The 11780-nt window shown below is 67.8% G+C and carries 14 protein-coding genes; 4 read left to right on the top strand and 10 right to left on the bottom strand.

What is annotated here, in order from left to right:
- Nucleotides 1-60: 60 nt before the first annotated feature.
- From GO592_RS04360 to hppD, 3 genes are read right to left on the bottom strand one after another with little or no spacing between them, the layout of a single operon-like run.
- Nucleotides 61-573 carry a VOC family protein gene (locus tag GO592_RS04360; RefSeq protein WP_007300756.1) on the bottom strand — a complete coding sequence of 171 codons (513 nt, stop codon included), beginning with the start codon at nucleotides 571-573 and terminating at the stop codon, nucleotides 61-63.
- Nucleotides 570-1334: an SDR family NAD(P)-dependent oxidoreductase gene (locus tag GO592_RS04355; protein WP_007300755.1), complete on the bottom strand. Its 765-nt coding sequence runs from the start codon at nucleotides 1332-1334 to the stop codon at nucleotides 570-572. Before GO592_RS04355 ends, GO592_RS04360 begins: the two co-directional genes overlap by 4 nt.
- A 33-nt stretch (nucleotides 1335-1367) precedes the next feature.
- A complete protein-coding gene (hppD, locus tag GO592_RS04350) occupies nucleotides 1368-2576 on the bottom strand; it encodes a 4-hydroxyphenylpyruvate dioxygenase (RefSeq protein WP_007300754.1) in 1209 nt (402 codons plus the stop codon).
- 115 nt (nucleotides 2577-2691) lie between these two features.
- On the opposite strand from hppD, the gene GO592_RS04345 reads away from it, so the two are divergent.
- Entirely contained in the window at nucleotides 2692-3207 is a 516-nt protein-coding gene (locus GO592_RS04345; RefSeq protein ID WP_007300753.1) for an Lrp/AsnC family transcriptional regulator, read from the top strand.
- Here GO592_RS04345 and GO592_RS04340 read toward each other — a convergent pair.
- Nucleotides 3167-3625 (bottom strand): MarR family winged helix-turn-helix transcriptional regulator, encoded by a 459-nt coding sequence (locus tag GO592_RS04340; RefSeq protein WP_206031912.1) that lies wholly within the window; start codon nucleotides 3623-3625, stop codon nucleotides 3167-3169. The two genes, GO592_RS04345 and GO592_RS04340, sit on opposite strands and share 41 nt — an antisense overlap.
- A gap of 76 nt (nucleotides 3626-3701) precedes the next feature.
- Between GO592_RS04340 and GO592_RS04335 the strand changes: the two genes are divergently transcribed.
- A complete protein-coding gene (locus GO592_RS04335) occupies nucleotides 3702-4556 on the top strand; it encodes an alpha/beta fold hydrolase (RefSeq protein WP_007300752.1) in 855 nt (284 codons plus the stop codon).
- A complete protein-coding gene (locus GO592_RS04330; protein ID WP_005566486.1) occupies nucleotides 4553-5056 on the top strand; it encodes a DUF427 domain-containing protein in 504 nt (167 codons plus the stop codon). The genes GO592_RS04335 and GO592_RS04330 overlap by 4 nt, the downstream gene beginning before the upstream one ends.
- An 18-nt stretch (nucleotides 5057-5074) precedes the next feature.
- Here GO592_RS04330 and GO592_RS04325 read toward each other — a convergent pair whose 3' ends face one another.
- Nucleotides 5075-5407, bottom strand: coding sequence for a DUF3099 domain-containing protein (locus GO592_RS04325; RefSeq protein ID WP_231137683.1), 333 nt, complete (start codon nucleotides 5405-5407; stop codon nucleotides 5075-5077).
- Between the two features lie 159 nt (nucleotides 5408-5566).
- On the opposite strand from GO592_RS04325, the gene GO592_RS04320 reads away from it, so the two are divergent.
- Nucleotides 5567-7513: an acyl-CoA dehydrogenase family protein gene (locus tag GO592_RS04320; protein ID WP_005566484.1), complete on the top strand. Its 1947-nt coding sequence runs from the start codon at nucleotides 5567-5569 to the stop codon at nucleotides 7511-7513.
- Here GO592_RS04320 and GO592_RS04315 read toward each other — a convergent pair.
- The 5 genes from GO592_RS04315 to GO592_RS04295 all read right to left on the bottom strand — a co-directional run bounded on the left by GO592_RS04315 (nucleotide 7445) and on the right by GO592_RS04295 (nucleotide 11767).
- Nucleotides 7445-7780 carry a hypothetical protein gene (locus tag GO592_RS04315; protein WP_039952861.1) on the bottom strand — a complete coding sequence of 112 codons (336 nt, stop codon included), beginning with the start codon at nucleotides 7778-7780 and terminating at the stop codon, nucleotides 7445-7447. The genes GO592_RS04320 and GO592_RS04315 overlap by 69 nt on opposite strands.
- A complete protein-coding gene (locus GO592_RS04310) occupies nucleotides 7777-8259 on the bottom strand; it encodes a hypothetical protein (protein WP_007300750.1) in 483 nt (160 codons plus the stop codon). The genes GO592_RS04315 and GO592_RS04310 overlap by 4 nt, the downstream gene beginning before the upstream one ends.
- 255 nt (nucleotides 8260-8514) lie before the next feature.
- On the bottom strand, nucleotides 8515-9120 hold the full coding sequence (locus GO592_RS04305) for a hypothetical protein (RefSeq protein ID WP_039952859.1): 606 nt from the start codon (nucleotides 9118-9120) through the stop codon (nucleotides 8515-8517).
- Between the two features lie 28 nt (nucleotides 9121-9148).
- Nucleotides 9149-10123, bottom strand: coding sequence for a porphobilinogen synthase (gene hemB / locus GO592_RS04300; protein ID WP_007300749.1), 975 nt, complete (start codon nucleotides 10121-10123; stop codon nucleotides 9149-9151).
- Nucleotides 10124-10201: 78 nt separating this feature from the next.
- Nucleotides 10202-11767 (bottom strand): uroporphyrinogen-III synthase, encoded by a 1566-nt coding sequence (locus GO592_RS04295; protein WP_005566479.1) that lies wholly within the window; start codon nucleotides 11765-11767, stop codon nucleotides 10202-10204.
- Nucleotides 11768-11780: the final 13 nt, after the last annotated feature.

Below are 11780 nucleotides of genomic sequence, written 5' to 3'. Positions count from 1 at the left end.
GCCTCCAGTGTCCCAGTTCTGTCGAATTTGCCAACGACAGGGTGTAGTGGGTGGCCAGGATCACTCTGCCCGATCCGTCGCGCCGGGCGCTTCCGGGACGAGCGAGGCGAACATCGCCCGCATCTCCTCGGACAGCTTCATCAGTTCCACGTAACCGCCGAGCGGTCCGCCCTCGAGGTACGCGAACTCCATCCCGACGCCCTCGAACCGGCCGCTCTGCACCACCGGCAGTCCCCGACGTCCGGCCTCGGCGAGGGTGGCCTCGAAGTCGTCGGGAACCCAGGCCACGTGATGGACGCCGGGACCGCTGGTCTCCAGCTGTTCCGTGTAGAGGTTGCGCCCCGACACCGGTTGGATCAGTTCGAGCTGCTGTCCGCCGGCGTATCCGAGCGACACGTGGATCACGTAGTCGGCGGGCCGCCCGCGGTACGTGCACTGCTCGGGTCCGAAGTGCACGTCCGGGAGCCGCAGCCATCGCGCGACGCCCAGCTGTTCGGTGAAGTACCGCTCCGCCGACTCGATGTCGTCGACGACCCAGCAGATCTGGAAGATCGGGCCTTCGACGAGGCTCATGCCATCTTCCCGTTGTCCACCGAGTACACGGCTCCGTGGATGGCGGAGGCGTCGTCGGATGCGAGGAAGGCCACCGTCTTCGCCACGTCCTCGGGTTCCATCAGCCCTCTCGGGGAGGCAGACTTCATGACGAGCTCGAAATCGACACCGTCGGGGAACGCGAAGTTCGTAACCTGCGGCGTCATCATCCCGCCCGGGCAGACGGCGTTTATCCGCAGCGGTGTGCCGGTGAATTCGAGTGCCATCGCGCGGGTGAGACCCACCAGTCCGTGCTTGGCCGCGCAGTAGCCGGCCGAGTACGCCTGCCCCTGTAGTCCGGCGACGGATGCGACGTTGACGATGTTGCCTCCGCGTTCGAGCAGGTGCGGCAACGCTGCCCGCGACAGGTAGAACGGCCCGTTCAGGTTCACGGCGAGGTCGCGCGCCCAGTCCTCGTCCGTGACGTCCGCGGTGTGCCGGAGGGTGTGCGAACCGGCGACGTTGATCAGGACGTCGAGGCCGCCGAGCCCGGCGACGCAGGCTGCCACGGCCGCAGTGCACGCTTCCGGCGAGGCGACGTCCGCCGGTGCACAGTGCCCCGCGGCCTCCCGTCCGGCGATCTCGATCATGGCCTGCCGCAGCGCATCCCCGTCCCGCGCGACCCCGAACACGCGGGCGCCCCGGTCGGTGAGGAGCCGGGCCACGGCGTGCCCGAGCCCCGAGGACGCCCCGGTGACGAGAGCGACTTTCCCTGCGAACGTTCCCCGATCCGTGTGATCCATCAGTCGATGATGCACTGCGTGCCGATCGGAGGTTCACAGATTGCCGCGGGCCGCCTGCTCACGCTCGATGGATTCGAACAGGGCCTGGAAGTTGCCTGCCCCGAACCCGAGCGAACCGTGCCGTTCGATCAGCTCGAAGAACACGGTCGGCCGGTCGCCGAGCGGTGTGGTGAAGATCTGCAGGAGGTATCCGTCCTCATCGCGGTCGACGAGGATTCCGCGCTTCTGCAGTTCCTCCACCGGCACCCGCACCGTGCCGATCCGGGCACGCAGCTGCGGGTCCTCGTAATACGCGTCGGGTGTGTTCAGGAATTCGACGCCCTCGGCCCGCAGCGCGTCCACTGTCGCGAGGATGTCTCCGGTCGCGAGGGCCAGATGCTGGCAGCCCGGCCCACCGTAGAACTCGAGATATTCGTCGATCTGCGACTTCTTCTTTCCCACCGCAGGTTCGTTGAGCGGGAACTTCACCCGGTGATTGCCGTTCGCCACGACCTTCGACATCAGCGCCGAGTACTCCGTGGCGATGTCGTCGCCGACGAATTCGGCCATGTTGGTGAACCCCATGACGCGGTTGTAGAACCGTACCCAGTGATCCATCCGGCCCATTTCGACGTTGCCGACGGCGTGGTCGAGCGCCTGGAACAACCGCTCGGGCTTACCCGGTCGCGCCGCGAAACCGCTGGAGCGCGCGACGAATCCGGGCAGATACGGGCCGTCGTACCGGCTGCGGTCGACGATGGTGTGCCGGGTGCTGCCATACGTGGCGATCGCCGCGAGCCGAACGGTACCGAACTGATCCGTGACGTCGCGCGGGTCCTCGAGAATGGTGGCGCCCTGCGAGCGTGCGTGCGCGATGCAGCGGTCGACGTCGAGAACTTCCATGGCCAGGTCCACCACGCCGTCGCCGTGGGCCCGGTGATGGTCCGCGAGCGGGCACTTCGGATCGACGGCGCCGTGCAGCACGAACCGTGCCGACCCGGACTCGAGGACGAACGACTTGTGCGAGCGCTGACCGGTCTCCGGCCCGGCGTAGGCGACGAGGGTCATGCCCCAGGTGGAGACGAAGTACTGCATGCTCTGCGTCGCGTTGCCGCACGCGAATACCACGGCATCCATCGCGACCACGGGAAACGGATCTGACGCGTCGTCGTGTTCGACGAGCCCGACCAACTGCCGGAGCTCGTCGGTCTCCAAATGTGCGGCCACCTCGCGGGGCGTCAGGCGAATGTCGGAGATAGTCATATCCCACTGTGATCCAGCACACATCACTGCGCAACGGCGCCTCTTGACGCTGCTCAATCTGTACAGGATGCTGGATGAAAATACGGTTTGACCCTACATATTGTCCAGGTACGCCATGAGCATCGATCGACTCGACGCGGCACTGCTCGACCTGCTCCACGCCGAGCCGAAGGTCGGGGTGCTCGAGGCGTCGAGACGCCTGGGAGTGGCGCGCGGCACCGTCCAGGCGCGACTCGACCGGCTCGAACGCACCGGCGTGATCACCAGTTCGGCACCGACCCTCGACCCGGAGGCCTTGGGGTTTCCGGTGGTCGCGTTCGCCACCCTCGAGATCGCCCAGGGCAACGGGCACGCCGCGGTCGTCGAGCACCTGACCGCCATCCCCGAAGTGCTCGAGGCGCACACGATCACCGGGGCCGGCGACGTCCTGGTCCGCGTGGTGGCGCGTACCCACGCGGACCTGCAGCGGGTGATCAACTCGATCGTCGACGGGCACAACGTATTACGCTCGTCGACCGTCATCGCGACACAAACCCAGATCGCCCTGCGCCACGACCAACTCGTCCGCGCCGCGGCCCCGCCGCCAACCGTCAGCGGTCCTCGGGACTCAACTCGTCCAGCAGGGAACTGAGCACGGAGCAGGCGTCGTCGAACCGGTCGTGGCCGACGATGCCGCCCCAATGGTGCTCGATCTCGGCGACCCGCACCGCGGCGTCCTGCAGCGCCTGCCGTCCCCGCGCGGTCGGGACGACCAGTTTCGCCCGCCGGTCCCGCGTGTCCGGAATCCGCTCGACGTACCCGAGGTCCTCGAGATCGTTGATCAGTTCGGACGCGGCGGACAGACTCAGTTCGGCACGGGAGGCGATCTCCGTCAACCGCCGGCCCTCCCAGCCGATGTTGCCGAAGATCTGTAGATGCGGCGGGCGGATGTCGCCGTAACCGCGTTCCGCCATGGGCTCGCTCAACTCCCGGCGGAACTCGTGCAGCAAACGAACCAGCAGCTGCCCCACCGCCGGCCGATCGGACGGCAGACCTCTTGACCGTTCCATGACACAGGAGAATACTACGGTTACCGAAGTTTCGGTTTCCGAAGCAATACTCGACATCACGCACCTGGGGCATCCCATGGACACACAATCGATCACCCGAACCGTCCCGACGAGCGTCGGGAACCTCGCCGTCCACGTCACCGGCAGCGGGCCGCCGACCGTGCTGTGGCACAGCCTTTTCGTCGACTCGACGACGTGGGCGCCCCTGCGCAGCCATCTGGTCGCGCACCGGCAGTTGATCTCGATCGACGGACCCGGCCATGGGGCCAGCACAGCCGTACAGCGGCGGTTCACGATGGACGAGTGCGCTACGGCGGCAATCGCCGTCCTCGACGCGCTCGACGTCACCGAGCCCGCCGACTGGGTGGGCAACGCCTGGGGTGGACACGTCGGACTCGTCGCGGCCGCCGACACTCCCGACCGGTGCCGCACCGTGTTCACCATCGGGACACCGACCCAGGCCCTCACCCGCAGGGAACGCGCCAGGATCGTGCCGATGGTGTGGGCCTACCGCATCGCCGGACCGATTCCACCGCTCACCACCGCGGTGATGAACGTCCTTCTCGGCAAGGAGCTTTCACGAACGCACCCGCAACAATTCCGGGCCGTCTCCCGCAGCTTCCGGCAGGCTCCGCGACGCGGCATGCACCAGGCGATGCAGTCGATCATGCTGCACCGCAAGGGCCTCGACCCTCTCCTCCCCCGGATCGGGGCGCCGACGCTGATGGTCGTCCCCCGCGCAGACACGATGATCTCCCTCGAGCAGGCACGGGCCGCCGCGGCGACGATGCCGCACGCCGCGGCCACCACGGTGGACGGCGCCGGCCACATCACACCCCTGATCGCCGACCCGGCTGCACTCGCCGACCTGATCACCGCCTTCTGGCGCGACCCCGTGGGATACCTCGCGATGATCAGCACCTCGGCATGACGAGCGGCCACCCGATCCCGGACCCCGTCGGTCCGGGACAGGAATCGGTGTGGGACTACCCGCGGCCACCCGTGGTCCAGCCGAGCGGCGAGTTGGTGGAGGTGCGGTTCGGCGGGCAACTCGTCGCACGCACGCGCAACCCGCTGCGTCTGCTCGAGACGAGCCACCCGCCGACGTACTACCTGCCGCGCACGTGTTTCGCCGAGGGGGTCTTGCATCCGGTTGCCGGGAGCACGGTGTGCGAGTGGAAGGGGCGGGCGGATTATTTCGACGTCGTCGCGGGCGGACACGTCGCCGAGCGTGCGGCGTGGCACTATCCCCGGCCGGTCGCCGGCTACGAATCTCTCGTCGGGCACGTTGCGGTCATGCCGGGATCGATGGACGGCTGTTTCGTCGACGGCGAGCGGGTTCGGCCCCAGACGGGGGGCTTCTACGGCGGGTGGATCACCGATCGGGTGGTGGGCCCGTTCAAGGGTGTGCCCGGGAGTCGCTTCTGGTGATCGTCCTGGTCAGACGCCTCACCCGCTACCGTGGGACTCGTCCTTCTCCCACGGCGGCAGGTCGTCGACGATCAGGGCAACGATCCACGGCAAGGGAAGGGACGCACCGATGATCGCCACAGCCACCCACGGGTTGCCGGACAGGCCGTAGACCACCGCCGACAGCACGAACGCGAGGATCCTCAACGACGACACGATCACGTACTTGCGCACCCGGACCCGATGCTGTTGCTCGAGTGACACCGATGCCGTGGTGATGCTGACCGGGTGGCGGGCGGTGCCACTCGGCGCGGAGGTCCACCGGAAGGTCGGACCCGTGACGGCGGACCGTAGTGCGCGGGAAAAGTTCACCACACCGGAATACCCCGGACAGTGCAGAGCGCAACACCCATCGCCGGTGCCACGGTCGGCCGGAAGAACGGGATCGCAGATGCGTAGAGCCGCGGCCACGATCCCCATCCGTTCCTCGACCGACATCACGCGCCTCGGAGCGACGGCTACTGTCGAGTCATGGCCACCACAGCTGACCACCTGAGAAGCACACTCGACGGACGCTGGCGGGAGGTACGCGAGCGTGTCAGGGCGGAACTGTCCGGCTCCCCCGACTTCGCACCGCACTACACCCCCGACCTCGACGAGGCCCGCGCCAAGACGCTGGCGCAGTTGCGTCTGCTGGCGAGCAACGGCTACGCCGCCGACGGATTCGCGAAAGACCACGGCGGCACCGGTGACGCCGGAGCCGCAGTCACGAGCATCGAGATGCTCGCGATGTCGGACCTGTCCCTGATGGTCAAGGCCGGCGTGCAGTGGGGACTGTTCGGCGGCGCGATCGAGAACCTCGGCACCGCGCGCCACCACGAGGCGTACGTGAAGCGTCTCGTCGCCCTGGATCTGCTGGGGTGTTTCGCGATGACCGAGACGGGTCACGGCAGCGACGTACAGGCGCTCGAGACCACCGCCACGTACGACGCGGACGCGGGCGAATTCGTCATCCACTCCCCCACGCCGTCCTCACGCAAGGACTACATCGGCGGGGCGGCGCAGCACGCGACGATGGCGGCCGTGTTCGCGCAGTTGATCACGGGCGGCGAGTCGCAGGGCGTGCACTGCTTCGTGGTACCGATCCGGGACGAGGACGGCAACGACCTCCCCGGCGTCCACACGTCGGACTGTGGCTACAAGGGTGGGCTTCCCGGCGTCGACAACGGCCGAATCACGTTCGACCAGGTCCGAATTCCGCGGGAGAACCTACTCAACAAGTACGCGGACGTGGAACCCGACGGCACGTACACCTCGCCGATCGACAACGCGAACCGCCGATTCTTCACCATGGTGGGCACTCTCGTGCGGGGACGGGTCACGGTGGGCGGGTCCGCCGGCGCCGCCGCCCGCGTCGCATTGTCGATCGCCACCCGATATGCGTTGCAGCGCAGGCAGTTCAATGCCCCGCAGGCCGAGGACGAGGTGCTCCTCATGGACTACCTCGTCCACCAGCGCAGGCTGTTCCCGCTGATCGCACGCTCCTACGCGCTGCAGTTCGCCCAGAACGAGCTCGTCGCCAAGATGCACGAGATCCAGAGCAGTGCCGACGCCGACCCCCAGGAACAGCGTGAGCTCGAGGGCCGCGCCGCCGGGCTCAAGGTCGCGAACACCTGGCACGCCACCCGTGCGATCCAGGAAGCCCGTGAAGCGTGTGGCGGCGCCGGCTACATGGCCGAGAACCGTCTCACGGCGCTCAAAGCGGACACGGATGTGTTCACGACGTTCGAGGGCGACAACCACGTCCTGACGCAGCTGGTGGCCAAGGAACTGCTCACGTCCTACGCGGACGAGGTGCGCGGCATGAGCCCCGTCGAATGGATGCGGTTCGCGGCCACCACGGTCTCCGACGTCGTCAAGAAGCGCACCGCCGCGCAGCAGATCATCCAGACGATCCTCGACACGAGGCAGGACAACGAGGAGGACGGCAGCCTCTTCAACCGCGGCACCCAGCTGACGATGTTCGAGGACCGCGAGCAGTACCTGCTCTCGACCGCCGCCCGTCGCCTCCAGGGTGCGCAGAAGCGCGAGGAGAACCCGTTCGACGCCTTCAATTTCGTGCAGGATCACGTGCTGCACGCCGCGCAGGCGCACATCGACCGGGTCGTGCTCGAGGCGTTCGTCGCCGGCATCGACGAATGCGAGGACGACGACGCCCGCGACCTGCTGAGCGATGTCTGCGACCTCTACGCGCTGAGCGTGATCGAGGAGGACAAGGCGTGGTTCATGGAGCACCGGCAGCTGTCGGTGGAGCGGTCGAAGGCGGTGCAGAGGGGAATCAACGAACGTTGCCGGTCGCTGCGGCCGCACGCGCAGACGTTGATCGAGGGACTCGGGGTTCCCGAGGCGCTACTCGGCTCCGCGATGCTCGACGGTCCCGGGACCGACACCGTCCGCAAGACCCAGATCTTCCGGTGACGAGGACGGCTCGGCGGGTTCGCCCGCCGGGCCGGACCGGAACCGGCGTACCGAGTCGATCACCAGCAACCCCGCGACCGTCAGCAGTCCGGCGGCGACGGCGATCCACGACCCGGAATACTCGGTTCCCTCGAAGGAGGGTGCACCCGGCGCCACGGGACCGAACTCCGAGGTGACCTGGGCGTGGTTCCAACACCACACCGCGGCGACGACACCGGCTACGGCGCCGATCCACTCCGCTGCCACCACCACGGTCCCGCGGTTCATTCCGCCGACCCGCCCCCCGACTTCGCGAGCAGCGATTCGAGCTGCGCGCGCAGTGCTACGTCGTCTTTGGCCCACGCCTGCACCAGGGCACCGTCCCGCAGTCGCAGCCCGATGCCCGTCCGCCGGCGGGGAACCGCGGACAGCTCTCCCAGACTCCGGGCGGTTTCCCACGGCTGCTGCTCGTACGACTCCGGGTCGGCCGGGGGCATGATCTTCACGATCTCGGTGATCGGCAGGTCTTCGGTGCCCTGCCGCAGCGACGCCGTCGTGAGTTCGACGCTGGCATGCCTGCGCGCGGCCACCACCTGCACGTAGACGAACCCGCTGAGCAGCACCGCGAACAGCGGCAGCGCGAACCAGTGCACCACCGGGCCGGTGAGCAGTTCGATGATCAATGCGATCAGGCAGAACACCGGACCGAACGCCACCATCCGCCAGCGGGCGCCGGGCTCACTGAACAAGACGGCTGGTTCGCTCACACGCTCATCCTGCGACATCGTGGCCCGCGAGGAAAACGTGAGGCACCTCAGGAGAGGGCGCCCGGGATCACGACGAGCAACAGGGTCAGCAGTACGAAGGCCACGATGAGGGCGAACATCAGTGCTTCCTTGCGAGACCCGTGTGCTCGATCGTCAGCGCGCATGGAGAAAAGTCCTTCGGTCGAAATGAAGTCTGCGGTCTGCCCTTGTGACGTACTTCACGGTACATCTTTATATTTCACGAGCAAATCGAAGCTACTCGGCGGAGGGGGGCAACCTCAGGAAGTAGCTGTTGGAATCCTTGCGGTGCATCAGCACGACGGCGCCGACGGCGACCACGGCCTGGAGAATCTGCACGCCGCCCAGAGCGAGCGCGGTGCCGCTCCCGTCGGATCCGATGCCGAAGAGCACCGGGACGGTCCACACCACCATCATCACGCACGCGATGGTGAGCAGCATCCGGGCCCAGTTCCGGCCCTTACGCATGAAACGCACGAACAGGAGGAACAGCCCGGTGAGGATCAGGATGAGGACGACCGTGAATCCGATACCCACGTAGAACAGCGACTCCACGCTGTCGCGGCTCATGTCGACCTCGCCGGAGGTAACGCTGGGGTTGTTCATCAGTTCGTCGACGAACGTCGACTTCTCCCCCACCACCAGAACCATCGCGGCCAGCGCCTGGATCAGACCGAGCCCGGCCACCGCCCACAGCAGCTGCGCCGCGGTGCCCACGTCGACCGGTGCCGGACGTTCCGGCTTCGGCTGCGGCACCGGCGGGGGGTACGGCAAATTGTGCGGAGACGGGCCCTGCTGGTGCGGAGCCTGGTGCGGCGGTGTCGGTGGCCACTGCTGGGTCATGGCACTACCGTATCCGCCGACGAAACGATCACAACCAGCCGGCCGCTTCGGTCGCCCAGTACGTCAGCACGACGTCCGCGCCTGCGCGGCGGATACTGGTCAGCGATTCGAGGATCGCGGCGTCCCGGTCGATCCAGCCGTTCTGTGCGGCGGCCGTGATCATGGAGTACTCGCCCGAGATCTGATACGCCGCAACGGGGACGGGCGAGCGGTCCGCCGTCTCGCGCAGGACGTCCAGGTAGGACATCGCCGGCTTCACCATCACCATGTCGGCGCCCTCGTCGATGTCGAGGTCGACCTCGCGCAGCGATTCCCGGCGATTGGCCGAATCCTGTTGGTAGGTGCGGCGATCACCCTGCAACGACGAACCGACGGCCTCACGGAACGGGCCGTAGAACGCCGATGCGTACTTCGCCGAGTACGCGAGTTGACCGACGTCGGCGTAGCCCGCGTCGTCGAGTGCCTTGCGGATGGCGGCGACCTGGCCGTCCATCATTCCGCTCGGACCGAGCAGATGCGCGCCGGCCTCGGCCTGCGCGACCGCCATGTCGACGTACCGCTGCAGTGTGAGGTCGTTGTCCACCGCACCGCTCGCGTCGAGAACACCGCAGTGACCGTGGTCGGTGAACTCGTCCAGGCAGGTGTCAGCCATGACCACCGTCGCATCGCCGACTTCGTCTGCGAGCCAGCGCAATCCGCGGTTCAGGATGCCGTCCGGATCGGATGCACCGGAACCCTCGGCGTCCTTGTCGTCGGGACGCGGCACCCCGAAGAGCATGAGTCCACCGAGTCCCGCCTCGACCGCTTCCGTCGCCGCCCGCCGCAGCGAGTCGGGTGTGTGCTGGAAGACGCCGGGCATCGACGAGATCTCACGAGGCTCGTCGATACCGTCCGCGACGAACATCGGCAACACGAGATGCCGTGGCTCGAGCGAAGTCTCGGCGACGAGACGACGCAGGGCCGGTGTCCGGCGAAGCCGTCGCGGTCGGTGGGTCGGGAACAAGGACATGCCCTCCTTCGTCGGGCCCGTGCGCCTTTTTGGTAGTGGGAACAACCAAAAAGGCGCACAGGCGCGTAGCGCCTATCGCCGAGCGCGGGACTTCTTGCGCGGCGGGGGCAGTGCGCCCTCGGCACGCAGGCGCGCGGCGTGCTCGGCGAGAGCCTCCACCAGCGGGCCGACCTGAGCGGTCTCCGGCTGCACGTCCACGCGCAGGCCGAACTCGATGGCCGTCTCGGCGGTCTTCGGACCGATGCAGGCAACAAGGGTGCGCGCGTGCGGCTTTCCGGCGATGCCGACGAGGTTGCGCACCGTCGAGGACGAGGTGAAGCAGACGGCGTCGAACCCACCGGTCTTGATCATTTCGCGGGTCTCGGCCGGCGGCGGCGCAGCCCGGACGGTGCGGTAGGCGGTGACGTCGTCGATTTCCCAGCCACGTTCGCGCAGGCCCTCGGCCAGCGTCTCGGTGGCGATGTCGGCGCGGGGCAGCAGAACCCGGTTGACCGGGTCGAACACGTCGTCGTACGGGGCGAATTCTGCCAGCAGACCTTCGCTCGACTGCTCGCCGGAGGGCACGAGTTCGGGGTTGATTCCGAACGAGCGCACCTTGGCGGCGGTGGCCTCACCGATGCAGGCGATCTTGACGCCGGAGAACGCGCGGGCGTCGAGGCCGAACTCCTCGAACTTCTCCCACACCGCACGCACCGCGTTGGTGGACGTGAAGACCACCCACTGGTACCGGCCGTCGACGAGGCCCTTCACGGACCGTTCCATCTGCGCCGGGCTGCGGGGCGGCTCGACGGCGATGGTGGGCACCTCGATCGGAATGGCGCCGTGCGTGACGAGGCGGTCGCTCATTTCGCCTGCCTGATCCTTGGTGCGCGGCACCAGGACCTTCCAGCCGTACAGTGCGCGCGACTCCCACCAGGACATCTTGTTGCGCTGGGCGACGACCTTGCCGACCGTCACGACCAGCGAACCGACCAGTTCGGAACCGGCCTCGTTCAGCGTCGCGAGGGTTGCCTCCACGGTGCGCTGCTGGCGGGTGGTGCCGCGGACCGTGATGGCGGCCGGGGTCTGCGGAGCCAGGCCGTGCTCGACGAGGGCGCTCGCCGTCTCGGCGAGATGACCCGACGTGGCATGCAGGACCAGTGGTCCGGGTGCGGCGGCCAGGGCGGCCCAGTCGACCTCGCCGCGGACGTCGGCCTCGGTGTGTCCCGACCCCAGTGCCATACCGGCGTAGGACGGGACGGCGGACGCGGACGGCAGGCCCGGCAGGACCTCGAACTGCACCTGGGTGCGGGCGACGGCGGTGACCTCGGCGATCACGGAGTCGGTGGTCAGCGGATCGCCGGACACCAGCCGCACGACGTCGTGGCCGTTCTTCGCCTCGTGGACGAGGGTCTTCGCGACCTCCGCCGGCTCACCCAGTGCGGGACGGACCTCCGCGAGCGGCTCACCGGTCTCGGCGTCGACGCCCAGGTCGGTGCCCACCAGGACCGTGACGCCCTTGTCGACGTCGGGGTCGGTGAAGGCGAGGGTCGCTGCGGCAAGGACGTCCCGTGCGTGCACGGTGAGCAGTGCCGGATCGCCCGGTCCGGATCCCACGAACAGGATTCGTCCGGGGGTGTTCTTACGGACTCGGCTCATCGGTAATTCTCCA

Origin of the sequence: Rhodococcus sp. 21391 (assembly GCF_016772255.1) — a bacterium.
GTDB classification, from domain to species: Bacteria; Actinomycetota; Actinomycetes; order Mycobacteriales; family Mycobacteriaceae; genus Rhodococcus_F; species Rhodococcus_F opacus.
The sequence above is the reverse complement of the archived record's forward strand: the minus strand, read 5'-3'. Positions and strand labels throughout refer to the sequence as shown.

What these genes read in the sequence shown, in the direction of transcription:
- GO592_RS04360 (WP_007300756.1), bottom strand. Translation starts at nt 573, where the DNA reads ATGAGCCTCGTCGAAGGCCCGATCTTCCAGATCTGCTGGGTCGTCGAC.
- GO592_RS04355 (WP_007300755.1), bottom strand. Translation starts at nt 1,334, where the DNA reads ATGGATCACACGGATCGGGGAACGTTCGCAGGGAAAGTCGCTCTCGTC.
- hppD (WP_007300754.1), bottom strand. Translation starts at nt 2,576, where the DNA reads ATGACTATCTCCGACATTCGCCTGACGCCCCGCGAGGTGGCCGCACAT.
- GO592_RS04345 (WP_007300753.1), top strand. Translation starts at nt 2,692, where the DNA reads ATGAGCATCGATCGACTCGACGCGGCACTGCTCGACCTGCTCCACGCC.
- GO592_RS04340 (WP_206031912.1), bottom strand. Translation starts at nt 3,625, where the DNA reads ATGGAACGGTCAAGAGGTCTGCCGTCCGATCGGCCGGCGGTGGGGCAG.
- GO592_RS04335 (WP_007300752.1), top strand. Translation starts at nt 3,702, where the DNA reads ATGGACACACAATCGATCACCCGAACCGTCCCGACGAGCGTCGGGAAC.
- GO592_RS04330 (WP_005566486.1), top strand. Translation starts at nt 4,553, where the DNA reads ATGACGAGCGGCCACCCGATCCCGGACCCCGTCGGTCCGGGACAGGAA.
- GO592_RS04320 (WP_005566484.1), top strand. Translation starts at nt 5,567, where the DNA reads ATGGCCACCACAGCTGACCACCTGAGAAGCACACTCGACGGACGCTGG.
- GO592_RS04315 (WP_039952861.1), bottom strand. Translation starts at nt 7,780, where the DNA reads ATGAACCGCGGGACCGTGGTGGTGGCAGCGGAGTGGATCGGCGCCGTA.
- GO592_RS04305 (WP_039952859.1), bottom strand. Translation starts at nt 9,120, where the DNA reads ATGACCCAGCAGTGGCCACCGACACCGCCGCACCAGGCTCCGCACCAG.
- GO592_RS04295 (WP_005566479.1), bottom strand. Translation starts at nt 11,767, where the DNA reads ATGAGCCGAGTCCGTAAGAACACCCCCGGACGAATCCTGTTCGTGGGA.